Genomic DNA, 24,394 nt, shown 5'->3' with positions numbered 1-24,394 from the left:
GGCGTGCGTCTCGCGGGGGGCCCGTACGCGGAAGGCGGATCCATGATCGTCCTCCTCGGTGTGCTCGTGGTCGTGATCGGCTTCGCCACGAAACGCAATGCCCTGCTGGTCGTCGCGGTGGCCGGGATCCTCACCGGACTCCTCGGCGGGCTCTCGCCGGCGAAGGTGCTGGCCGCCTTCGGCGACGGCTTCGCCGGCAGCCGGGCGGTGACCGTCTTCGCGATCACCCTCCCGGTCATCGGCCTCCTGGAGCGCTACGGCCTCCAGGAGCAGGCCCGCACCCTGATCGCCCGGTTCGGCCGGCTCACCACCGGGCGCTTCCTCGCGCTCTACCTGGGCCTGCGGCAGATCGGCGCCGCCGTCGGGCTGACCAACGTCTTCGGGCACGCCCAGACCGTCCGCCCGCTCGCCGTCCCCATGGCGGAGGGCGCCGCCGAGCGCCGCCAGGGTCCGCTCCCCGAGCGGACCCGGGAGCGGATCCGCTCGTTCGCGGCCAGTGCGGACAACGTCGGCCTCTTCTTCGGGGAGGACGTCTTCCTCGCCGTCGGCTCGATCCTGCTGATCACCGGCTTCGTCAACACCACCTACGGGACCCACCTCGAACCGCTCCAGCTGGCCCTGTGGGCGATCCCCACCGCGCTGTGCGCCTTCGTCGTCCACGGCTGGCGGCTGCTGCGCCTGGACCGCCACCTGGAGCGCGAACTGCTCGCCGCCCACGCCCGATCCAGCACCGCAGCGGAGGCCACCCGATGATCAAGGCAGAGTGGTTCTACTGGCTCGTCGGCCTCAGCTTCCTGGTGATGGCCGCCCAGATGGTCACCGACCGCAGCAACCCCAAGCGGCTGGGCACCGGCGCCTTCTGGGGCCTGATCGGCGCCGGGTTCATCTACAGCAGCTGGGTCGTCACCAAGCAGGCGCCGGCCGAACCGCTGGGCGTCGCGGTGCTCGTGATGGCCGCGCTCGCCGGCTTCGGCCGCACCGGGCGCGGCACTCCGCGCACCACCACCCCCGAGGAGCGCACCGCCAGTGCCGCCCGCCTCGGCAACCGGCTCTTCGTGCCGGCCCTGACCATCCCGGTCGTCGCGATGGCCTGCGCCATCGGCGTCAAACACCTCTCCATCGGAGGCCGACCGGTCCTCCAGGAGGGCAGCGAGACCATCCTGGGCCTCGGCGTCGGCGCGATCGCCGCGCTCGTCGTCGGCATGGTGATGCTGCGCGAGAAGCGGATCTCGGTGCCGGTGCGGTCCGGCCGCACCATGCTGGAGGCGATGGGCTGGGCGATGCTGCTGCCGCAGATGCTGGCCACCCTCGGCGCCATCTTCCAGGTCTCCGGCGTCGGCGGCCAGGTCGGCGAACTCGCCACCGCCCTGCTCCCGAAGGACTCGCTCTACGCCGCGGTCGTCGTCTACTGCGTGGGCATGTTCGCCTTCACGCTCATCATGGGCAACGCCTTCGCCGCCTTCCCCGTGATGACCGCGGCCGTCGGCTGGCCCGTCCTGATCGGCCACTTCCACGGCCACCCGGCCGCCGTCCTGGCCCTCGGCATGCTCGCCGGCTTCTGCGGGACGCTGGTGACCCCGATGGCCGCCAACTACAACATCGTCCCGGCGGCGCTGCTGGAACTGAAGGACCAGTACGGGCCCATCAAGGCGCAACTGCCGACCGCGGGCATCCTGCTGGGCTGCAACACCGTGATCATGGCGCTGTTCGCGTTCTGACCGCCCACCCACGAGAGGAGCCCCATGACCTCCGGCACCGCACCCACCCGCGTCCTGTTCACCGGATTCGAGCCGTTCGACGGCGAGGCCACCAACCCGTCCTGGGGCGCGGTGCGCTCCGCGGCGGCCGCACCGCTCGACGGGCTGGCCCTGCACACCGTCGAACTCCCCTGCGCCTACGGCGCCTCCATGACCGCCCTGCGTGCCGCGATCGACGAGACGTCTCCCGACATCGTGGTATGTGTCGGACAGGCGGGCGGACGCCCGGACATCACCGTCGAACGGGTCGCCGTCAACGTGGACGACGCCCGCATCCCCGACTCCGCGGGCGCCGAACCCGTCGACGAGCCCATCGTGCCGGGCGGGCCCGCCGCCTACTTCGCCACCCTCCCGATCAAGGCGTGCGTGGCCGCCGTCCGCGCCGCGGGACTGCCGGCCTCGGTCTCCAACACCGCCGGCACCTTCGTCTGCAACCACGTCTTCTACGGGCTCGCCCACCTCATCGCCACCGAACTGCCCCATGTGCGCGGCGGGTTCGTGCACGTCCCCTACGCGCCCGAGCAGGTCACCGACCGCGCGCAGCCGTCACTGCCGGTCGACGCGGTCGCCACCGCGCTGCGCGCGATCGCCGCCACCGCCGCCCGCACCCGCACCGACCTGCGGGTCGCCGAGGGGGCCACGCACTGAGCCGCCGGCGCCCCCGGTAAAATGGTCCGCCGGCCGGCCCGCGGTTCCCCCCGGGAATCCGGTGGCGGTCCACCGATGAGCGGATCCGCGCCGTTTCGTCCGTTGTCAGTGCCAGCGCCTACGCTGTGCGACGTGACTTTTTCCGCCCCGGGGGCCGCTGCGCCCCAGCTCAACGGCCACAGCCGGCCCGCGCCGGGCCCGGCCGCCGACGAAGGACTGGCCCGCCGGCTGCGCGCACTGGCGTGCACCGCGCCGCTGCACGACCTCGACGCGCGCAAGGCCAACCTCGCGGGCGAGTACGGCGTCTACGCCATGGCGGAGGTGGCGCTCGCCGTCATCGACCTGGTCACCCTCAACATGGACTTCGACACCGGCGCCGACCACGAGGAGATAGTGTCCAAGGTCCTCCCGAGGGTCGCCGCCCAGGCCCCGGACCGCCCCACCGCGGAGCACGAGCGGGTCGCCCGCTGGGTGCTGGAGAACCTCATCAACGTCGGCAGCGTCGATCGCGGCTTCCGCGCCGTCTACGGCACCTTCACCACCGACGGCGCGTACGTCCGCCGCGACTACGACTTCAAACTCGTCGAGGAGGTCCCCGGCGCCGGCGGCACCGTCTTCCTCCGCGCCACCGACGAGGCGGTCAACGTCCTCGTCGGCGCCCTCGACACGGACGTCACCAGCGCCCAGATCGCCGCCGAGGTCAAGCTGGAGGTACTGATCAGCCGAGGCCGGCTGGCCGACGCCCAGCTCGCCGCCGAGCAGGCCCGCTACCGCACCGTCCAGTACGCCGAGACCCTCCGCAGGACCCTGGAGGCCACCCGGCGCAACGTCCGCTCGGTCGACTGGCTGCACACCGTCCCCGACATGATCAACGAGGCGCTGGACCACGTGGCGGACCGCTACCGCCACGAGAACGCCATCCTCACCAACATCCGCAAGGCCCGCGACGAGGCCGAGGCCGTCGACGCGCGCACCGGCGAGCACAAGCGGCGCGCCGCCGAGCTGGTCGACATCGTCAAGGACTGCATCCGCCGGCACACCCAGCTGCAGTCCCGGCTCCTGGAGGCCGGCCCGCTCTTCCGCGCCGAGCAGGACCGCCAGGCGTTCGCCGCCCCCGCCGCCCGCACCGGCCTCGACCTCTACGGCCAGCTCGTCGCCCCCGTCCTCCCGCTCCCCGTCGAGGCGGCCACCCGGGTCACCGACGCCTTCTTCGCCCACGGCACCGGTCTGCGCACCCCCACCGCCGTCCGGGTCGGCGACCTCGTCGAGGTGCTGCTCACCCCGCCGCTGGAGCGCGAGCACCTCGGCGCCGAGATGCCCGAGCCCGACCTGGTGGCCACGCCCGACGACAGCCGCTTCAGCGAGGCCCAGCTGGACGCCGCGACGGCCCTGCTCGAACTGCCCGCGGACGCCCCCCGCCGGCTCTCCGGCCTGCTCGCCGAGGCCCGCCGCAGCGACCCCGAACTCCCTTACCTGGTCGCCCTGTTGGCGGTGCACGCCGCCAGCCCCCCGGTCGGCACCGCCTACCGCCAGGGCGAGCAGCGGCTGCTCTTCGCCGTCGACGACGGCACCGAGCTGGTCGACCCCGAGTTCGGCGGCGCCGACCTCATCGTCGGCACCGCGCTGCTGGACGCGGCCGGCATGGCCGCCGACCGCTCGGAGGTGGCCTGATGCCCACCGCGCACCCCCACCGCCTGATAGCGGTCGCATCGCCGCGCTACGAGATACCCCCGACCGTCCCCCGCAAGGAGCTCCACCCGTGACCCAGTACGACGCCGACGAGGCGCCGCGGCCCGACCCGGCGCCGGGCACCGGCGAGCCGGCCTGGGGCGCGCCCGCCGACGCCCCCGAGCCGCCCCCGGTCGCGACGGCCGCCCCCGCGGCGGTCACCCCGGCCGACGCCGCCGACGCCGCCCGGCTGGTCGCCTTCGGCCTCCAGCCCAAGCTGCTGCCGGCCCGCGACGCCGGCTACGCCGACCTGCTCCGCCGGTATCGCGACGAGCCCGCCTTCGCCCGGCTCGCCGACGCCGTCGCCTCGGGCCTCGGGCTGATCGTCCTGGAGGTCTCCACCCGCGCGGGGATGGCCGTCACCGCCGCCGAGGACTCCGTCTTCGCGGTCCGGATGGGCGACTACGCCCGCCGCGCCTCCGCCGACTCCGCCGACCGCTTCCTGCACGGCCTGGCCCATCTCGCCGTCGCCGCCATGTCCTTCCCGCGCCCCGAGGACCTCGCCGACGACGGCTACATCGGCCGGATCACCGTCAACGGCGTCGACGCCTTCGTCCGCCAGGCGTGCCGCCGCCTGGAGGAGCGCGCCGAGCAGGACGGCGAGAACACCGACCCGGTCACCGACGCCCCCGGCCTGGAGTCCGCCTGGCGGGTCTACGCCCGGCGCAGCGCCACCGGCGCCACCAAGGACGCCCGGCGGCTGGCCGGTTCGACCACCGGCATCATCGCCAAGGCCGTCACCTTCCTCGTCGACTCCGGCTTCCTCCAGCGCACCGGCGACGACGCCGGCGGCGCCTACCGCACCACCGCCCGCTATCAGCTCCAGGTCCGCGACATGGCCGGCACCGCCGCCATGGCCGAGCTGCTGGAACTCGGCATCGTGCCGGTCTCCGACGGCAGCGCCTCGCTGCTGCCCGGCGAGGAGTCCGACGACCTCGACCTGGTCGCCGAGGCCGGCCTGCCGTTCCACTCCGGCTGACCACCGCCCACCCCCGCCCACCGACCCACCCACACACCAACGAGAGTCCGCCATGTACGAGCTGTCCCGGGTCCGCCTCTACTCCATCGGGCCCGCCGGTGCGCGTTACGCCGACACCGTCCTGGACCTGCGCGGAGTCGGCGCGCCGGTGCCGCAGCCGGCCCCCGCCCAGGCGGACTTCTTCGAGGACGAACCGGTCGGCCCGCCGCGCCGCCCGGCCCCCGCCGGCGTGCTCTTCCTGGAGAACGGCGGCGGCAAGTCCGTCCTGCTCAAGCTGATCTTCTCGGTCATGCTGCCGGGCCACCGCAACACCCTCGGCGGCGCCAGCTCCGGCGTGCTCCGCAAGTTCCTGCTGGCCGACGACTGCGGCCATGTCGCCCTGGAATGGCAGCACGTCGTCACCGGCGAGTCCGTCGTCGTCGGCAAGGTCAGCGAATGGCGCGGCCGCCAGGTCTCCAACGACCCCCGCAAGTTCGCCGAGGCGTGGTACAGCTTCCGGCCCGGCCCCGGCATGAGCCTGGACTCCCTCCCCGTCGCCGAGGCCACCCTCGTCCGCCCCCGGACGGAGCAGGGCGAGGGCAACTCCGGCGCGCACGGCCGCCGCCGCACCATGAAGGGCTTCCGCGACGCCCTCACCGAGGCCGGCAAGAACTACCCCAACCTCGACGTGATCTGGGAGGAGGTCCACGAGCGCTGGAACGAACACCTCGGCGACCTCGGCCTGGACCCCGAACTCTTCCGCTACCAGCGGGAGATGAACGCCGACGAGGGCGAGGCGGCCGGCCTCTTCGCGGTCAAGAACGACTCCGACTTCACCGACCTGCTGCTGCGCGCGGTCACCGACACCCGGGACACCGACGGCCTCGCCGACCTCGTCCACGGCTTCGCCCACAAGCTCGGCCGCCGCGCCGAGCTGACCGCCGAACGCGACTTCACCGCCGGCTCGCTGGACCTGCTCTCGAAGATCGCCGAGGCCGCGGAGGCGCGCGAGCGGGCCCGCGAGGTGCACGCCGGCGCCGAGCGCCGCACCCGCGGCCTGGCCCAGCGGCTGCACGCCCGCGGCACCGAGGAGCGCGGCCGGGCCGCCGAGCTGGCCGAGGCGGTCGCCGCCGCCGCGCACCGCGTCACCGACGCCGAGCGCGGCCGCGAGCGCCGCGCCCTGATCTCCGCCGAACTCGCCTACCGCCACGCCTCGTTGGCGCTGACCGCGGCCGAGAAGGGCGCCGCCGCCCAGCGCCGCGAGCTCAACGACGCCCGCACCCTGCACAGCGCCTGGCAGGCCGCCGAGACCGCACTGCGGCACCGCGCCGCCGCCGACCGCTCCACCCGGGTCGCCGCCGCCATCCGCGAGGCCGAGCGGGACGCCGCCCCGGCGCTCGCCGCCCGCGCCACCGCCGCCGCCGACCTCGTCCGCGCCCTGCACAGCGCAGCCGAGGCCGGCGAACGCCTCGCCAACGAGGAGGAGGAGCGCTCCGCCGCCCTCCAGGAGGCCGGCGAGTCCGCGCACCGCGACGCCACCACCGCCGCCACCCACGCCCAGCGCGCCCGCAGCGAGGCCGACCACCTCAAGCAGCGGCTCGCCGAGGTCGCCGAGGAGACCGCGGAGGCGGTCCGGGCCGGCTGGCTCGACGACACCGCGCCGGACGCCGACCCGGCCCGCGCCGCGCTCGCCGCCTCCGACGCCGAGAAGACCGCCGTCGAGGCGTGGGACGCGGCCCGCGAGGCCGCCCGGCACGCCACCGACCGGGCCCGCGAGACCGCAGCGCGGCACTCCGCCGCCGAACTCGCCGCGGCCCGCGCCGAGGACGCCGCCCAGGCCGCCGAGCGCGCCCACGACGCCGAGCGCCGGGCCGCCGAGTCGATCGGCGCCGAGCAGCGGCTGGTCGAACTCCTCGGCCTCCCCGAGGCGCCGGCCGTCGCCCTGCCCGGCCCCCGCACCGCCGACGGCGCCCCGGCCGCCGCCCCCCGCCGCCCCGCCGGTCCGCTCTCCGCCGAGGAGCTGGACCGCAGCGCGGACGCCCTGCACGAGCTGCTGGAGGACGGCGTCGCGGCCGCCGAGCGCCAGCTGTTCGACCTGCGGACGGCCGCCGCCGACGACTCCCGGATCCTGGGCGCGCTGGGCGACGGCGGCTTGCTGCCACCCGGCCCCGACGTGCTGGCGGCGGTGGAGTATCTGGGCGAGCACGGCGTCCCCGCACTGCCCGGCTGGCGCTATCTGGCCCAGTCCGTCGACCCCGCCGACCACGCCCGGGTGCTGTCCGCCCGCCCCGAGCTGGTCGACGGCGTGATCATCACCGACCCCGACACCCACGCCCGGGCCCGCGAGGTCCTCGCGCAGGCGGCGCTGCTGCCCCGTTCCGCCGTCGCGGTGGGCACCGCCGCCGCCCTGCTCGCCCCCACCCCGGGCCCGGACGCGCAGGACACGGGCGTCTTTCTCGTCCCGCCGAATCCGGCCATGCACGACGAGTCCGCCGCCGACGAGGAGCGCCGCGCGCTGCGCGCCCGCGCCGCCGAGCGGGACGAGGAGATCCGGTCGCTGGCCGCCCGCCTCGCCGGGGACCGCGCGCTCGCCGCCCGCCTCGGCTCCTGGCGCGCCGGCTGCCCGGCCGGCCGCCTCACCGAGCTCGCCGAGGCCGCGGAGACCGCCCGGACCGCCGCGGAGGAGGCCGCCGCCGAGCTGACCGAGGCCCGCACCGCCCGCGCCGAGGCCGACGAGGTCGCCGGCGAGGCCACCCGGGTGCGCGACGAGCGGCAGGAGGCCGCGCAGCGCGCCCGGCGCGCCGCCGACCTGCTCGCCGGCCTCGCCCACCGGCTCCGCGAGCGCGCCGGCTGGCAGTCCCGGATGCGCGAACTCGCCGACGAGGCAGTGGAGTTCGAGGCCCGCGCCGAGGAGTGCGTGGACCGCGCCCGGGCCGCCGACGAGGACCGCCGGGCCGCCCAGCGGGCCGCCGACGACGCCCGCCGCACCGCCCGCGCACTGCGCGCCGAGCGCGCCGAGATCGCCGGCGTCCCCGACGACCTCGGCGAGGCCCCGGAGCAGCCGGCCGCCTCGCTGCCCGCGCTCCGCGAGGCCTACCGCGCGGCCTCCCAGCTCTACGAGAAGGTCGGCGTCGGCGCCGACCTGCGCGCCGAGCAGGCCCGCGCCGAGGGCGACGAGTCCGCTGCCCTGGCCGAGCTGAACCGCCTCACCAACAAGGTCCGCACCCGCGCCGAACAGCTCCTTCAGAGCCCGGACGCGGCCGACGGCCCGTCCCGCCAGGCCGCCGCGGCCCGCGCCGAGTCGATGGTGCAGATGCTGGAGACCCGCGCCTCGGCCGCCAGCGAGCAGCTCGGCCGGCTACGCGGCGAGGCGGAGCGGCTGGCGCCCACCGACGGCGAGGCGCACACCGAGCTGTCCGAGGAGCTGGTGCCCGCCGACGCCGACCGGGCCAAGGAGCTGCTGCGCACCGCGGGCGCCGAACTGGCCACCGCCGCCGAGGCCCTGGAGGCCGCCCGCGCCGAGCACGAGGAGCTGCTGCGCGCGCACCGCGCCGCCGAGGACGCCGCCGGCGGCTTCGACGAGACCGCCGCCCTGCTGCGCGATCTGCTGCGGGACCACCCGGACGCCGAAAAGGGGGCGGAGGGAGAGGACGCGCCGATCGAGCCGTACGCGGGCGGCCTGGCCGAGGCGCGGCAGGCCGCCGCGGAGTCCCGCCGCTCGCTGCGCGGCTGCGCCGCCGACCTCTCCGCCGCCGAGGCCGCCGTCCGGGACGCCTCCGACGTCCTCGTCCGGCACGCCAACGCCACCCGCTACGAGCAGGTGCGCACCCCCGCCCGGCAGCAGATCCGCGAGCTGCCCGCCGCGGCGCTGCCGGACCACGCCGCCAAGTGGGCCGAGGCGTTCGCGCCCCGACTGCGGGTGCTCACCGACGAACTGGCGCAGCTGGAGCGCAACCGCGACTCCATCGTCGACCGGCTCCGCGGGCTGGTGGAGTCCTCGCTGACGACGCTGCGCTCGGCCCAGCGGCTCTCCCGGCTGCCCGAGGGACTGGGGGAGTGGTCCGGACAGGAGTTCCTCCGGATCCGCTTCGAGGACCCGGATCAGGCCACGCTCACCGAGCGGCTCGGCGAGGTCATCGACGAGGCGACCCGCGCGGCGGTGAGGAAGAACAGCGACCTGCGCCGGGACGGGATGTCCCTGCTGCTGCGCGGGGTGCAGGCCGCGCTCCAGCCGCGCGGGGTGGCCGTGGAGATCCTCAAGCCGGACGCGGTGCTGCGCGCCGAGCGGGTCCCCGTCGGGCAGATGGGCGACGTCTTCTCCGGCGGCCAGCTGCTGACCGCCGCCATCGCCCTGTACTGCACGATGGCGGCGCTGCGCAGCAACGACCGGGGCCGCGACAAGCAGCGGCACGCCGGCACGCTGTTCCTCGACAACCCCATCGGCCGCGCCAACGCCACCTATCTGCTGGAGCTCCAGCGCGCCGTCGCCGACGCCCTGGGCGTCCAACTCCTCTACACCACCGGCCTGTTCGACACCACCGCGCTCGCGGAGTTCCCGCTGGTGATCCGGCTGCGCAACGACGCGGACCTGCGGGCGGGCCTGAAGTACATCAGCGTCGAGGAGCATCTGCGTCCCGGTCTGCCGCAGCCGGACCCGTCCGGCGAACCGGTGCACGGGCAGATCACCGCGACGCGGATGTACCGGCGTCCGGAGGAGCCGGCGGGAGCGGAGCCGGCCGCCGGCTGAGCGGGCCGGCCCGCCCGCGGCGGCCGCCCCGCCGCGCCCGCCGCCGCGCCGGGTTCAGCCGCCGTACCCCATGCGGCGGGAGAGCTCGGCCGCGGCCTGCACCGCCGCCTCCGTCAGTTCCGGGAGGCGCTCCGGGGCCATCCGGTAGGCGGGCCCGGAGACCCCGATCGCCCCGATCACCGCGCCGTCGTAGGAGCGCACCGGCGCCGCGACGGCGTTCAGCCCGGTCTCGAACTCCTCGGCGGTGCGGGCGAATCCGTCCGCGCGGACGGCCGTCAGCTGGTCCCGCACGGCGGCCGGGGCGGTCAGCGTGCCGTCGGTGAACCGCGGCAGCTTGCGGCCCAGCAGCGCCTCCCGGCGCTCCCGGGGCAGGTGGGCCAGCAGGACCTTGCCGCTGGCGGTGGCGTGCAGCGGGGTGCGGCGGCCCAGCCAGTTGAAGGCGGTGACCGCGGCGGCGCCCCGGGCCTGCATGATGTTGACCGCGGCATCGCCGTCCAGCACCGCGATGTTGGCGGTCTCGCCGGTCTCGTCGGCCAGTGCCCGGCACACCGGCTGGCCCTCCTGCGAGATGTCCAGCCGGATCGCGGCCGCGCCGGCCAGCCGCAGCACCCCGGCACCCAGGAAGTACTTGCCGCGCTCCTTCTCCTGCTCCACCAGGCCGCGGTTCTCCAGCACGCCCAGGATCCGGAACGCCGTCGACTTGTGCACGCCCAGTTCGTCGGCGAGTTCGGTGACCCCGGCCTCGCCCAGTCGGGCCAGGCTCTCCAGTACGCTCACCGCGCGGTCCACGGACTGGACGGAACCCGCCCCGCGCCGCTCCTCGGCGGGCTCCTCCGCCGCGTTCTTCGTCTTCGCCATGGCTCGTCGCCCCACCGCCCGTCGGGCCGGGGGCACGTCCTGGGGCCGCTCTCCGGGAAGCCCTTGGCGGGGCGCTCCCCGGCGTGGATTCTGTTGCGCATCGTGCGAGGTGATGCGCGATTCACAACGTCATGATAGCGATCGGTGCCGGGGCCGCCATGGCGAACGCCGGCCGCACACAGCGACGTTGGGCGTGCACACCGGCGTGCCCGCCCGTCGCGTCGCCCGTCAGGCCGCCGCGCGGTCCGTCCGTGCCGGCTCCTCCGGCGGGTGACGCCGCTCCCGGCGGCGCGCCTCCCGGCGCTCCCGGCGCAACTCCCGGGCGGTACTGCTCGGTTCGGACCGCACCCCGTGCCGCTGCACCCAGACCTGGCGCGTCACCCAGACGTCCAGCACCGCCCAGGTGGCGACGACGGTGCTGGCGACCGTGCACAGCACCGCGGGGAAGGCGAACCACGACCTCGCCAAGGTGCACAGGAAGGCCACCATGGCCTGGATCAGGGTGACCGCCACGACGATCACGGCGCGGACCGCGGCCGTGCGCACCGGGTCGGCCATCCGGCGCCGGACCTTCGTCTCCTCCTGCCACAAGGGACGCCTGCCGCCGTCCATCGCGTCACACTCCCGTACTCTCCCCGCGTCCCACCCGGGGCTGTCCGACTCCTCGTCGGCTGCCCGGGTTTCACCGGATACATGCCACACGGGAGGTGCTCCTGTCCACCCCGCATCCGTCGCCGGCGCCACGCACCGGGGTGCGCCGAAGCGCCCGGACCGGGTCCGGCCGCCCGCGCGCCCCGGGTGGTCATAGCCACACTCGCCCGCCGGCCGTCCGGTCATCGCCGGACATCTCGTGACGATCCCGGCCCGTCGGCGCCGCCAGCCGCCCCGCCGGGCCTCGGCTCGTTCCCCCGACAGTAGTAGGCTCGCGCCGCTGTTGACGGAACACCAACCCCGCACGCCGGGGGGCGACGTAGGGGAGGCCATGCGCTTTCGCGGGAGGTCGGTCCGCCGGAAGATCGTGGCGCTGCTGCTCGTGCCGCTGGTGTCCCTGACGGTGATGTGGAGCGTCACGACCTACTTCACCGGACGCGAGGCCGACCAGCTCCTCGAAGTCGGCACCGTCGTCCGCAGCCTCGGCTACCCGGTCGAGGACGTCATCCAGGCCCTCCAGCGCGAGCGCCGGCAGAGCCTGCTCTACCTCGCCGACCGCCGCGGCGCCAACGCGCTCACCGAACTCCGCGGCCAGACCCGGGCCACCGACGACGCCGTGACCCGGCTCCACGACGACGTCGACATCCAGGACATCCGTGAGGACCTGGCCGGCTCGGCCGCCCGCAAGGTCGACGACCTCGTCAAGGGCCTGGACGGCCTGGACGCCCTGCGCACCCAGGTCGAGGACAACCGGATCGGCCGCGACGAGGCCATGGAGTCCTACGACGCCCTGGTCGACCCCGGCTACGACCTGCTCGCCGCCCTCCACGCCCTGGAGAACGTCGAGATGGACAAGCAGGGCCGCGCCCTGGTCAACGTCACCCGCGCCCGCGAGGCGTTCTCCCGCGAGGACGCCCTGATGTCCGCGATCCTCGCCTCCGGCAGCATCGGCAGGCACGACCAGCGCGCCCTCTCCGACCGGATCGCCGAGCGCCGCATCCTCTACAGCACCAACCTCTCCCTGCTGCCCGCCACCGACCGCGGCATCTACGAGGACTACTGGCACTCGGCAGCCGCCCGCGAACTCACCTCCTACGAGGACAAGGTGATCGCCGCGGACCCGGCGAACGCCGCGCACGCGGTCAACGCCGACCGCTGGAACACCGCGGCGGAAAAGGTCCTCGGCGACCTCGGCCGGATGGGCCGGGAGGCCGGCGACCGCTACCAGGACCGGGTCGCACCGGTCGCCACCCGCATCATCGTCAAGGCCGTCGCCACCGGCGTGCTCGGCTTCGTCGCGCTGCTGGTCTCGGTCGTCGTCTCGCTGCGCATCGGCCGCCGGCACGTCCGGGACCTGACCCGGCTCCGCAAAACCGCCCACGAGGTCTCCGGAGTGCGACTGCCGAGCGTGATGCGCCGGCTGGCCGCCGGCGAACACGTCGACGTGGAGACCGAGGCGCCCCGGCTGGAGTTCGGCCCGGACGAGACCGGCCAGGTCGGGCAGGCGCTCAACACCCTCCAGCGGGCCGCGATCGAGGCCGCCGTCAAACAGGCCGACATGCGCCGCGGCGTCTCCGAGGTCTTCGTCAACCTCGCCCGCCGCAGCCAGGTCCTCCTGCACCGCCAACTGACGCTCCTGGACGCCATGGAGCGGCGCACCGAGGACACCGACGAACTCGCCGACCTCTTCCGGCTCGACCACATGACGACCCGTATGCGGCGGCACGCCGAGGGCCTGGTCATCCTCTCCGGCGCCGCCCCCTCCCGGCAGTGGCGCAAGCCGGTCCAGCTGATGGACGTGGTGCGCGCGGCGGTCGCCGAGGTCGAGGACTACGAGCGCATCGAGGTCCGCCGGCTGCCCCGGCTCGCGGTGGACGGCCCCGCGGTCTCCGACCTCACCCACCTGATCGCCGAACTCCTGGAGAACGCCACGGTCTTCTCCCCGCCGCACACCGCCGTCCAGGTGCTCGGCGCACAGGTCTCCAACGGCTACACCCTGGAGATCCACGACCGCGGCCTGGGCATGTCCCCCGACCAGCTGCTGGACGCCAACCTCCGGCTCGCCGAGACGCCCGAGTTCGAACTGTCCGACACCGACCGGCTCGGCCTCTTCGTCGTCAGCCGGCTCGCCCAGCGGCAGGGCGTCCGGGTCTCCCTCCAGCCCTCGCCGTACGGCGGCACCACCGCCGTGGTCCTCGTCCCCGGCGCGCTGCTCACAGACACGGCCGGGGGCGCCCGCCCCGCCGGACCGTCCGCCACCGACACCGGGGCCGGCGCCGAGACGTCCGAGGACGCCGGCCTCGACCCGCTCGCCCAGGTGCCGGTCCCGCTGCCCAGGCGCCCCCGCGGCGACGCCCTCGACGGCCCGGCCGAACCGGCGGCCCCCGCGTCCCGCGACCGTGCCGCCGAACCCGCCGACGACCAGGGGGCGTTGTTCCGCGACCGGACCCGCGGCCGCGGCGGCCGGCGGCCCGCCGCGCCGCACGGTCCCAGGAGCGCACCCGGGCGCGCCGACATCCCGTCCGGCGAACAGCACCAGCAGGCCGGCGACCAGGCGCCGACCGGCAACCTCACCCCGCTGCCCCGCCGCCCCCGCACCCCGGTCCTGGTCTCCGACCACGGCCGGACCGTGGACGCCGCCCGGACCCCGGACGAGGACGGCCGGCAGGAGCGCCCGCAGCCCGCCGAACCGCCGGCCACCGCGCAGCACACCCCCGACGAGCCCCCGGCCGACGGCACCCCCGTCCCGGCCACCACCCCCAAGGGCCTGCCCCGCCGGGTGCGCCAGGCCAGCCTCGCCCCGCAGCTCAGGACCGACCCGGGCGCCGGGTCCCCCGCGGACCGCCCGGCCGCACCGGCCGCGGACGACCGGGACGCCGAGGCGGTCCGGGCCCGGATGGCCTCGCTCCAGCGCGGCTGGCAGCGCGGCCGCCGGGAGAACGACCGGGCCCCGCACGCCCCCACACCCCCGGACCGGGGCACCGCAGACGGCGCCGCCGGGGGAGCAACCGCACCACGAACCACATCGGGAGAGGACGGTCCATGACCGCACCGAAGGCATCCGCTTCCACCGCAGTACCGCCGCACGGATCCGGCGAGCTGAACTGGCTCCTGGACGAGCTGGTCGAGCGGGTCGGCAGCATCCGCAAGGCGCTGGTCCTCTCCAGCGACGGCCTGGCCACCGGCGCCTCCAAGGACCTCAGCCGCGAGGACAGCGAGCACCTGGCCGCGGTCGCCTCCGGCTTCCACAGCCTCGCCAAGGGCGTCGGCCGGCACTTCGACGCCGGCCAGGTCCGGCAGACCCTGGTCGAGCTGGACGACGCGTTCCTCTTCGTCAGCGCCGCCGGCGACGGCAGCTGCCTGGCGGTCCTCGCCGACGCCGACTCCGACGTCGGGCTGGTCGCCTACGAGATGACCCTGCTCGTCAAGCGCGTCGGCATGCACCTGGGCACCGCGCCCCGGTCCTGACCTGCCGGCCGAGTACGACTACGGTGACGCCATGACCGATCAGGAGGGCCGGCCGGCACCGGAACGGCAGCCGGCCCGGTGGTTCGACGACTGGTTCGACGACGACGCGGGCCCGGTCGTCCGCCCGTACGCGATGACGCGCGGGCGCACCCGGACGGCCGCCGAGGGGCGGCTGGACCTGATCGCCCTGGTGATCGCCGAGAGCCGCGCCGACGAGCCGATCACCGACCAGACGCTGTCCCCGGAGCAGGTGGACATCGTCGAGCTGTGCCGGGAGACGCCGCAGTCGGTCGCCGAGCTGGCGGCCGAGTTCGACCTGCCGGTCGGCGTGGTCCGGGTCCTGGTCGGCGATCTGCTGGACGCCGGGCTGGTCCATGTCACCCGCCCGGTGCCGCCGGCCGAACTGCCCGACGAGGACGTGCTGCGCGAGGTCATAGACGGCCTCCGCGCACTGTGACGCCCCGGCCGGACGCCGCCGCGCACCACCACCACCCCGCCGCCCGCCCCGCCCGACGGGCGGGCGGCCCCGGTGCCGCACCCCACGGCAGCCGATGATCATGTGCCGTCCCGCCGGCCGCCACCGCACGCCCCGTACCGAGGCCGGCGCCCGAACCCAGGAGCCCCCCCCCGCCATGGCCGACCCCGCCCCCCTCGAACGCCTGCGGATCACCGCCGGACCCCACACCTTCGACGCCCTGGCCTGCGGACCGGCCGACGGCGAGGTCGTCCTGCTGCTGCACGGCTGGCCCGAGTTCGCCGACTCCTGGCGCGCGGTGCTGCCCGCCCTGGGCGCCGCCGGATACCGCGCGGTCGCCGTCGACCAGCGCGGCTACTCCCCGGACGCCCGCCCGCCCCGGATCGCCGACTACGCCGTCCCCGAACTCGTCGCCGACGCCCTCGCCTTCGCCGACGCCCAGGGCGCCGACCGCTTCCACCTCGTCTCCCACGACTGGGGCGGCCTGGTCGCCTGGGCGCTGGCCGGCGCCCACCCCGAGCGGCTGGCCTCGCTGACCGTCCTCGCCACCCCGCACCCCGAGGCGCTCAACCGCGCCGCCGCCGGCGACCCCGAACAGCACCACCGGCTGGACTACGTCCGCTTCTTCCGCCGCCCCGACGGAGCCGCCGAGTCCGCCCTGCTCGCCGACGACGCGGCCCGGCTGCGCGCCGTCTACGGCGGCAAGGTGCCCGCCGACCTGGTCGAGGACAACGTCCGGCGGCTCGCCGAGCCCGGCGCGCTGACCGCGGCCCTGAACTGGTACCGCGCCCCCGAGGCGGTGATCTCCGTGCCCGCCGGCCGGATCACGGTGCCCACCCTCTTCCTGTGGGGCAGCGAGGACATCGCCCTGGGCCGCACCGCCGCCGAGTCGACGGGGGAGTGGGTGGACGGCCCCTACTCCTTCGAGGCCCTGGACGGCGCCAGTCACTGGCTGCCCGAAGAGGTCCCGGCCCTCGTCGTACCGAAGATCCTCGACCACCTGGGGCGCTTCTGACGGAAGCGCCCCAGCCGCCCACCGGCCGGGCTGATCCGCCCGCCGCACGGCCCTTTTGGGGCGGTTGGCGGCCTTGGCCCGGTGGTCCCGCACGGTCCGACCGCACCTCAAGTGGGCGCCGTACCGGCCACGTTGTACGGTGCACTGGCGACCGCCCGGCGGCGGCCGCCAGTGCACCGGGGCGTCCCGCGCTGCCCCGTGCCCCGTATCCACGGCAACCAGGAGAACGAAACCCATGGTCTTCGGGCGTTCCGAACGCCGTCGCCGGCCCGCCGCGGCCGAGCCGGTGACGCTCAAGATCCTCGTCGCGGGCGGCTTCGGCGTCGGCAAGACCACCCTGGTCGGCGCGGTCAGCGAGATCCGGCCGCTGCGGACCGAGGAGCGGCTCACCGAGGCCGGCCGCCCGGTCGACGACCTGCACGGCGTCGAGGCCAAGTCCACCACCACCGTCGCGATGGACTTCGGCCGGATCACCGTCCACGACGAACTGGTCCTCTACCTCTTCGGCACCCCCGGCCAGGACCGCTTCTGGTTCCTGTGGGACGAGTTGGCCCGCGGCGCGCTCGGCGCGGTGGTGCTCGCCGACACCCGCCGCCTGGCCGACAGCTTCGCCGCCGTCGACTACTTCGAGCGCCGCGGCCTGCCCTTCGTCGTCGCCGTCAACTGCTTCGACGGCGCCGACCGCTACCCCGCCGAGGCCGTCCGGGAGGCCCTGGACCTCGACCCCGCGGTGCCAGTGCTGCTCTGCGACGCCCGGGAGCGGGACTCAGTCCGGGACGTGCTGATCGCCGTCGTCGAGCACGCGATGCACCGCGGCGCCCAGCAGCGCGAGCCCGCCCTGCCCTGACCGGCGCCGCCCCGGCACCGCGCCGCCCGGTGCGCGCCACCCGGACCCGCGCCTCCCTGACGGGGCGCGGAAGTACGGCCCGTACCCCGCCGCCCGGGGTGCGGGCCGTACGCCTGCCGGCCGCCGGCCTCAGGACGTGCCGCCGCCGTCCTCCGCCAGCCAGCCGAAGCTCCGCTCCACCGCCCGGCGCCAGTTGGCGTACTCGCGCTCCCGGACCGCCGCATCGAGCCGCGGCGTCCACTCGGTGTCCGGCCGCCAGTGGGACCGCAGCTCGTCCAGGTCCTGCCAGACACCGGTGGCGAGCCCGGCCGCGTACGCCGCGCCCAGGCACGTCGTCTCCGACACCACCGGACGGATCACCGGCACCCCCAGCACATCCGCCTGGTGCTGCATCAGCAGGCCGTTGGCGGTCATCCCGCCGTCGGCCTTGAGCCGGGTGATCGGCACCCCCGAGTCCCGCACCATCGCGTCCACCACCTCGCGGGTCTGCCAGCTGGTCGCCTCCAGCACCGCGCGCGCCAGATGGGCCTTGGTGACGTACCCGGTCAGCCCGGTGATCACCCCGCGCGCGTCGGAGCGCCAGTGGGGCGCGAACAGGCCCGAGAACGCCGGCACGACATAGGCGCCGCCGTTGTCCGGAACGCTCGCCGCCAGCTCCTCGATCCCGGCCGCCGAGGAGATCAGCCCGAGCTGGTCGCGGAACCACTGCACCAGCGCGCCCGTGACGGCGATCGAGCCCTCCAGGCAGTAGACGGGCGGCTCCCCGCCGAGCCGGTAGCCCAGGGTCGTCAGCAGCCCGTGCCGCGACGGCACCGGCCGGTCTCCGGTGTTGAGCAGCAGGAACGAGCCGGTGCCGTAGGTGTTCTTGGCCTCGCCGACGCCGTAGCAGGTCTGCCCGAAGACCGCCGCCTGCTGGTCGCCCAGCGCCGACGCCACCGGAACGCCCGCCAACTGCCCCACCGCCGTCCCGTACACCTCCGCCGACGACCTGATCTCCGGCAGCATCGCCTCCGGCAGCCGCATCGCCGACAGGATCGCCGGATCCCACTGAAGGGTGCGCAGATCCATCAGCAGCGTGCGGGCGGCGTTGGTGACGTCCGTGACGTGCACCCCGCCGTCGATGCCGCCGGTGAGGTTCCAGATCAGCCAGGAGTCGACGGTGCCGAACGCGATCTCGCCACGCTCGGCGCGGGCCCGCAGCCCCGGCACCTCGTCCAGCAGCCAGGCCGCCTTCGGCCCGGAGAAGTAGCTCGCCAGCGGCAGTCCGGTGGTCTCCCGGAAGCGGTCCGGGCCGGCCGCCCCGCCCAGCTCGGCGCAGAGCCGGTCGGTCCGGGTGTCCTGCCAGACCACGGCGTGATGGACCGGCCGGCCGGTGCCCCGGTCCCACAGCACCGTGGTCTCCCGCTGGTTGGTGATGCCCAGCGCACTCAGCTCGTCGGCCCGCAGCCCCGCCCGGGCCAGCGCGCCCGCGACCACCGCCTGCACCCGTGCCCAGATCTCGTCGGCGTCGTGCTCCACCCAGCCGGGCCGGGGGAAGATCTGGCGGTGCTCCTGCTGGTCGGCGGCGACCACCGCGCCGGCGCGGTCGAAGATGATGCAGCGGCTCGACGTCGTCCCCTGGTCGATCGCGGCGACATACGTGCCGTCCGCTCCGCGCCGTCCGCCCGTCCCGGTGTGCAGGGTCGTCATCCGTCCCGCCTCCCGCAGTGATGGCCGGCGGTACGGCGGTGCCCACGGGGCAGCCGGCGACCGGCACCCGGAAGTGTTCTCCGCGGCCGATGGGCCGTCAAGGCCGCGCGGGGGACCCCGCGTCCGCCTCCGCCACCGCGCCCCCCGCCGCCTCTTTCGCGCCCGCCGGGCCCGGCACCCGCGCGGCCGCCCCGCGCCGCACCTCCGTACGCTCCGTCCCCGGCCGCCCCACCACCCAGCTCGCCCCCGGCAGTTCCTTGGCGGCCTTCTTCAACGGCGCCAGCGCGGCCGCCGCCGGGCCGTGGCCGGTGACGCTCCCGGGCGGGCAGACCACCGTCGCCAGCGACAGCGTCACCGGCATCTCGCCCGCCGACCAGTCCACGTCCAACAGCGCCTTGGCGAACGGCTCCAGCCCGTCCGGCTCGGCCAGCACCAGGAAGTCGTCCCCGCCGATGTGCCCCACCCGGCAGCCCGGCTCGTCCACCGCCACCTCGGCCAGCGTCCGCCCCACCGCCCGGATCAGCTCGTCCCCCGCCGCGAACCCGGCCCCGTCGTTGACCTGCTTGAACCCGTCCACGTCCAGCCAGCTCAGGGCGAACTCCCGGCCCTCCGCGACCCGCCGGTCCACCTCGGCGTTGACCGCGTCCGAACCGGGCAGCCGGGTCAGCGGATTGAGCCGCGCCGCTTCCTCCACCCGGCTCTCGGCCAGCGCCCGCAGGATGTCCGCGAGATGCACCACCCCGATGCAGCGGCCGTGCTCGTCCACCACCGCCACATCGTCCCCGGTACGGTCCCGCTCCCCGTCGGCGATCATGTCCAGCACCTGCCAGGCGGTGGCGTCGACGCCCACCGTCCGCGGCCGGTCCGCCAGCCGCAGCGCCGGCCGGTCCGCGTACAGCGCGTGCCCGTACCGCCCGGAGAGCGAGAGCAGGAAGCGGTCGCGGTCGATCGCCCGCACCGGCACCCCCTCCGCGTCCACCAGCAGCACCCCCGACACCTCCGGGAACCCCGTCAGATGGCTGCGCACCGCGCCCGCCGACGCCTCCATCGGCAGCAGCGCCGCCGGCTGGAGGAACTGCGCCACCGGCGGCCCCGACGGCGGGCGGTCCGGGGCCGGCCGGCCGCTCACCGGCGGCGGATGCGAGGCCGGCAGATACACCTCGGCCGTCGCCCGCCGCGCCGGCGGCGCGAAGAGGTTCCCCTGTGCCAGCTGCACCCCGGCCTCCCGCACCGCCATGTACTGCCGCTCGGTCTCCACCCCCTCGATGGCCAGCAGCCCGCCCACCCGGTCGCACAGCTCCCGCATCGCGGCCACCGCCGCCTGCCGCCCCGGATCGCGCTCCAGCCGCGTACACAGCGAACGGTCCAACTTGACCAGGTGCGGCGAGAGTTCACCCAGCAGTCGGAGCGGCAGGTCGCCGTCCCCGACCCCGTCCGCGCAGATCCGGTAGCCCGCGTCCCGCAGCCCCGCCACCGCCGTCAGCAGCTCCCGCTCGGGGACCGGACCGAACGGCCCGACCAGATCCAGCGTGATCTCCCACGGCCGCCGCCCCACGTCCCGCACCGCCTCGCCCAGCGACGCCAGCCCGGGCCGGCGCGCGAGCGTCCCCGCGAAGACGTTGACGTGCAGGGGCAGCGGCGTCTCCTGCTCCGCCGCGGCCCGGACGGCGAGCGCGGCCAGCTCGGCGTCCAGTTCGGGGCAGTGGCGCGCACGGGTCAGCAGGTCGGTCTCGCCGTCCTCGGGTCTGGCGAGCGGCTCCAGCGCGGCGACCGTGCCGGTCGCGAGGTTCACCACGGGCTGGAAAGCGAAGCGGAGCTGGTCGGTCCAGGCAGGCACGAGGAGCAGCATGCCGCCCGCACGGCACCGGCGGCACCCCGTTCACGCACTGTTCACGCACCCTTCCGGAGGGTACGACCGTGCGGGTGGCAACCGGAGCCGCCGGAGCGCTATGTGATGGAGCGTCAGCTCCGGGTTGTCCCTCGGGCCGGGCCGGTGGGCGTCGGCACGGACACCGCCGCACCGGCGCCCACCCCTCAGCGCCGCACCAGCGAACCGCGCGCCACCGGGAAGTCGAAATAGGTGTCCGGAAACGTCTCCGGCGAGAAGGTGTAGTGCCACCACTCGTCCGCGTAGTTCACGAACCCGGCGCGCTCCAGCCCCGCCTTCAGCAACAGCCGGTTCGCCCGCTGCTGCCCCCCTGTCCGCGGGTCCAGGGTGTGCGCGAGGGTGTCGAAGCAGTCGAAGCCGGTCCCCATGTCCAGGGAGTTGTCCGGGAAACGGCTCGCCTTCGGCCCGAAGCAGGACGTCAACGGCTCCCCGGGCACATACGGCCGGGTCGGCCGCGCCGGCAGCCGGACCAGCGTCAGATCCACCGTACTGCCCCTGCTGTGCCCGGACTTCTGGGCGATGTACCCGTCCCGGAACAGCACCGACTTGTCCACCCGCGGATAGAACTCCGCCTTCATCCGCTGGTCCGACAGGTCCTTCGCCCACGCCACGAAGTGGTCCACCGCCCGCTGCGGGCGATAGCAGTCATAGACCTTGAGGGAGTAGCCGCGCAGCAGGAAGGACAGCTGCGCCCGGTGCAGCGCCCGCGCCGCACCCCGCGTCAGAATGCACATCGGCTCCCGATAACCCGTCACCGGCACCCCCACGAAATCGTGCGGGGTGGCATAGCGGATCTCCTGGATGATCGTGGGATCCACCTCGCGCAACGCCACGAACTCCCTCGGCGCCTTCGGGTCATGGGCCCGCGCACCCTCCCCGGTGCCGCCCGACGACGGCGCGGCGACGGTCCGCGCGGCGGCACCCGACGGGACGGCGGTGAGGGCCAACAGGGCGGCGGCCGCGGCGACCAGGCCGCGCCGCGTGGCAGCAAGTCTCGGCATGCCCCTCGTCTACCAGCCCCGGCGGGCCCAGGGGAACCCCCGGCCCACCGCCCGTACACCACCGCCCCGCGCACCCGCGCGCCCCAACAGGCCCTACCCGCCGCCCCGTTCAGCCCACCACCGGCCCCGGCCCCTCCAACCCCCGCACCCGCACCGGATACCCCGCCGGACCCCCGTCCCGCCGCTCGACGACCACCCGGCCGCCCTCCCACCGGGAGGCGAACCGTTCCACCTCCGGCCGCCGCCAGCCGTCCCCGCCGTCCGGCACCACCAGCCCCCCGCCCGTACGCCCGGCCGCCGGCGCCCACACCTCCAGCTCCGTCCCACCGTCCGCCCCCGCCACCGGCAGCACCGCACCCGCCCGCGCCAGCACCGGAATACGGGACAGCGGCGCGTCCACCCACACCCGCCCCGGCCCCTCGTACGCCCGCCCGGTCGCCGTGTCGTACCACCGGCCGCGCGGCAACCGCACCGCCCGCCGCACCGCCCCCGCCTCCACTATGGGCGCCACCAACAGCGCGTCCCCCAACAGGAACGCGTCCTCGCAGTCCCGCAGCGCCCGGTCCCGCGGCGCACCCCACCACACCGGACGCACATACGGCGCCCCCGACAGCCGCGCCAACTGCCCCAGCGTCACGAAGTACGGCACCAGCCGCTCCCGCTCCCGCAGCGCCGCCCGCGCGTGCGCCAGCACCTCCTCCCCGTACTCCCACGGCTCCCGCCGCCCCGCCCAGAGCGCCGAATGCGTACGGAACAACGGCAGATACGCACCCAGTTGGAACCACCGCAGATACAGCTCCGGCGACGGCACCCCCGAGAAGCCGCCCACATCCGGCCCGCTGTACGGCACCCCGCACAACCCCAGCCCCAGCACCAGCGCCAACGACGCCCGCAGCCCCGGCCACCCGGTCGCCACGTCCCCCGACCACGTCCCCCCGTACCGCTGCAGCCCCGCCCACCCCGACCGGGAGAAGAGGAACGGCCGCTCCCCGGGCCGCAGTTCGCACAGCCCCTCGTAGGCCGCCTGCGCCATGGCCAGCCCGTAGACGTTGTGCGCCTCCCGGTGGTCACCGCCGCGCCCCTCCAGGTCGTGCCGCGCCGACCGGGGCAGCGTCGGCTCCCCGAACGCCGCGAACGACACCGGCTCGTTCATGTCGTGCCACACCCCGGAGAACCCCTGCGCCAGCCGCTCCGCGTACAGCGCCCCCCACCACTTGCGCACCCGCGCGTCGGTGAAGTCCGGATACACCGACTCGCCCGGCCACACCTCGCCCCGCACCACCCGCCCCCGCGCGTCCCGTACGAAGCCGTCCACCGCCGCCCCGCCGTCGTACACCGCGTTCCCCGGCTCCGCCTTCACCGCCGGGTCCACGATCGACACCAGCCGCACGCCCTCGGACCGCAACTCCCCGGCCAGCCCCGGCAGATCCGGGAACCGCCCGCGGTCCACGGTGAACACCCGGTGCCCGTCGTAGTGGTCGATGTCCAGATGGACCGCCGACAGCGGCAGCCCCCGCTCCCGATAGCCCGCCACCACCCGCCGCACCTCGTCGGCACTGCCGAACCCCCACCGGGCGTGCTGATACCCCAGCGCCCAACGGGGCGGCAGCGCCGGCGCGCCCGTCAGCGCCGTCCACCCCAGCAGCACCCGGGCCGGCGTCCCCGCCAGCACCCAGTAGCGCAGCGGCCCGCCGTCCATCCGCAGCTCGCAGGTGCCCGGCCGGTCGTGCCCCGACCCGGCGCCCTCCGCCCCCTCCTGCAACGCCACCCGGCCGTCCCAGGAGTTGTCGTGGAACACCAGGTGCGTCCCCGCGTCCGCCACCACCATCTGCACCGGCATCGTCAGATACAGCGGATCGTCCCCGGGCCCGAACGCGCCGCCCGGATCGGTGTTCCACAGCCGGTACACCCCGTCCCGCAGCCGCGGCCCCGCCGACCGGCTGCCCAGCCCGAAGAACCGCGCGTCCGCCGTCACCTCCGACCGCTGCACCCACCGCGACGCCACCGCCCCCTCGGGCCGCCCGTCCCCGTCCGCTCCGCACCCCTGCGCCCCGGCACCCGCCGCACCCGCCCCGGCCTCCGCCACCCGGTCCCACCAGCGCGGCGGCAGCTCCCGCCGCAGCATCGCCCCGCCCGGCGTCCGCACCTCCACCCCACCGAACCGCGACACCACCACCAGCACCCGCTCCGAGACGATCCGCCAGCCGCCCTCCGTGTCCGGCTCCAGCACCGCCCGAGGGTCCACCGCCGGACACGCCCCGGCCAGCGCATACGACGGCTCCGGCCCGGCCCCGTCCCACCCGCAGAACACCGCGCCCCCCGCCGCGACCCGCACCCGCAGCGACGACCGCGCGAAACGGATCACCCCGCCACCCGGCAACGGCTCCGCCGCCAGCGCCGTACCCGGCACCCGCGCCCGCTCCGCCCCCCGCCGCGGCAGCGCCCGCGCATCCGCCCTGCTCCGGCGCCACGCCGCACGCACGGACCGCAGCCCCTGCGCCGGCCCGACCGCCCTGACCATCCGTACCGACCGCACCAGATCACGCCCGTTCATGCCGGTCAGCCTGCCACTGCCGACCCCTCCGGCGGGAACCGTTCAACTCCCGTTCACCTGCGCACCGCCGACCCGGCCACCCCACCGGCCCTGGCCGCTCGGCCCACTGG

17 protein-coding genes are annotated in these 24,394 nt (G+C 75.6%); 11 read left to right on the top strand and 6 right to left on the bottom strand.

What is annotated here, in order from left to right:
• Positions 1–42 precede the first annotated feature (42 nt).
• The 6 genes from K2224_RS22040 (at position 43) to K2224_RS22015 (ending at position 9,838) form a co-directional block, all read left to right on the top strand.
• Complete coding sequence (locus K2224_RS22040) at positions 43–753, top strand: DUF969 domain-containing protein (protein ID WP_221908241.1); 711 nt, start codon at positions 43–45, stop codon at positions 751–753.
• The gene (locus K2224_RS22035; protein WP_221908240.1) at positions 750–1,718 is read left to right on the top strand and encodes a DUF979 domain-containing protein; all 969 of its coding nucleotides are present in this window, start codon (positions 750–752) and stop codon (positions 1,716–1,718) included. Before K2224_RS22040 ends, K2224_RS22035 begins: the two co-directional genes overlap by 4 nt.
• A gap of 24 nt (positions 1,719–1,742) precedes the next feature.
• The gene (gene pcp / locus K2224_RS22030; protein ID WP_221908239.1) at positions 1,743–2,405 is read left to right on the top strand and encodes a pyroglutamyl-peptidase I; all 663 of its coding nucleotides are present in this window, start codon (positions 1,743–1,745) and stop codon (positions 2,403–2,405) included.
• 132 nt (positions 2,406–2,537) lie between these two features.
• Positions 2,538–4,076 (top strand): hypothetical protein, encoded by a 1,539-nt coding sequence (locus K2224_RS22025; RefSeq protein WP_221908238.1) that lies wholly within the window; start codon positions 2,538–2,540, stop codon positions 4,074–4,076.
• 88 nt (positions 4,077–4,164) lie between these two features.
• A complete protein-coding gene (locus K2224_RS22020) occupies positions 4,165–5,112 on the top strand; it encodes a hypothetical protein (protein WP_221908237.1) in 948 nt (315 codons plus the stop codon).
• A gap of 52 nt (positions 5,113–5,164) precedes the next feature.
• Positions 5,165–9,838, top strand: a complete 4,674-nt coding sequence (locus K2224_RS22015) for a hypothetical protein (RefSeq protein WP_221908236.1) — start codon at positions 5,165–5,167, stop codon at positions 9,836–9,838.
• A 54-nt stretch (positions 9,839–9,892) separates the two neighbouring features.
• Here the strand turns inward: K2224_RS22015 and K2224_RS22010 are convergent, their stop codons facing one another.
• The gene (locus tag K2224_RS22010; protein WP_221908235.1) at positions 9,893–10,696 is read right to left on the bottom strand and encodes an IclR family transcriptional regulator; all 804 of its coding nucleotides are present in this window, start codon (positions 10,694–10,696) and stop codon (positions 9,893–9,895) included.
• 228 nt (positions 10,697–10,924) lie between these two features.
• Positions 10,925–11,533 carry a hypothetical protein gene (locus K2224_RS22005; RefSeq protein WP_399019291.1) on the bottom strand — a complete coding sequence of 203 codons (609 nt, stop codon included), beginning with the start codon at positions 11,531–11,533 and terminating at the stop codon, positions 10,925–10,927.
• Between the two features lie 145 nt (positions 11,534–11,678).
• On the opposite strand from K2224_RS22005, the gene K2224_RS22000 reads away from it, so the two are divergent.
• The 5 genes from K2224_RS22000 to K2224_RS21980 all read left to right on the top strand — a co-directional run bounded on the left by K2224_RS22000 (position 11,679) and on the right by K2224_RS21980 (position 17,152).
• On the top strand, positions 11,679–14,393 hold the full coding sequence (locus K2224_RS22000) for a nitrate- and nitrite sensing domain-containing protein (protein ID WP_221908233.1): 2,715 nt from the start codon (positions 11,679–11,681) through the stop codon (positions 14,391–14,393).
• Positions 14,390–14,815, top strand: coding sequence for a roadblock/LC7 domain-containing protein (locus K2224_RS21995; protein ID WP_221908232.1), 426 nt, complete (start codon positions 14,390–14,392; stop codon positions 14,813–14,815). The genes K2224_RS22000 and K2224_RS21995 overlap by 4 nt, the downstream gene beginning before the upstream one ends.
• 31 nt (positions 14,816–14,846) lie before the next feature.
• Positions 14,847–15,272 carry a DUF742 domain-containing protein gene (locus K2224_RS21990; RefSeq protein ID WP_221908231.1) on the top strand — a complete coding sequence of 142 codons (426 nt, stop codon included), beginning with the start codon at positions 14,847–14,849 and terminating at the stop codon, positions 15,270–15,272.
• 175 nt (positions 15,273–15,447) lie between these two features.
• On the top strand, positions 15,448–16,305 hold the full coding sequence (locus K2224_RS21985) for an alpha/beta fold hydrolase (RefSeq protein ID WP_221908230.1): 858 nt from the start codon (positions 15,448–15,450) through the stop codon (positions 16,303–16,305).
• A 235-nt stretch (positions 16,306–16,540) separates the two neighbouring features.
• The gene (locus K2224_RS21980; RefSeq protein ID WP_221908229.1) at positions 16,541–17,152 is read left to right on the top strand and encodes an ATP/GTP-binding protein; all 612 of its coding nucleotides are present in this window, start codon (positions 16,541–16,543) and stop codon (positions 17,150–17,152) included.
• A gap of 129 nt (positions 17,153–17,281) precedes the next feature.
• Here the strand turns inward: K2224_RS21980 and glpK are convergent, their stop codons facing one another.
• The 4 genes from glpK to K2224_RS21960 form a co-directional block, all read right to left on the bottom strand.
• A complete protein-coding gene (gene glpK / locus K2224_RS21975; protein ID WP_221908228.1) occupies positions 17,282–18,841 on the bottom strand; it encodes a glycerol kinase GlpK in 1,560 nt (519 codons plus the stop codon).
• A 97-nt stretch (positions 18,842–18,938) separates the two neighbouring features.
• On the bottom strand, positions 18,939–20,678 hold the full coding sequence (locus K2224_RS21970; RefSeq protein WP_260692883.1) for a GGDEF domain-containing protein: 1,740 nt from the start codon (positions 20,676–20,678) through the stop codon (positions 18,939–18,941).
• Between the two features lie 197 nt (positions 20,679–20,875).
• Entirely contained in the window at positions 20,876–21,730 is an 855-nt protein-coding gene (locus K2224_RS21965; RefSeq protein WP_221908226.1) for a M15 family metallopeptidase, read from the bottom strand.
• A 109-nt stretch (positions 21,731–21,839) separates the two neighbouring features.
• Positions 21,840–24,284, bottom strand: coding sequence for a glycoside hydrolase family 31 protein (locus K2224_RS21960; RefSeq protein WP_221908225.1), 2,445 nt, complete (start codon positions 24,282–24,284; stop codon positions 21,840–21,842).
• Positions 24,285–24,394: the final 110 nt, after the last annotated feature.

The sequence above is a fragment of the Streptomyces sp. BHT-5-2 genome, assembly GCF_019774615.1.
Taxonomy (GTDB): domain Bacteria; phylum Actinomycetota; class Actinomycetes; order Streptomycetales; family Streptomycetaceae; genus Streptomyces.
This window is presented reverse-complemented; position numbering and strand designations above follow the sequence as displayed.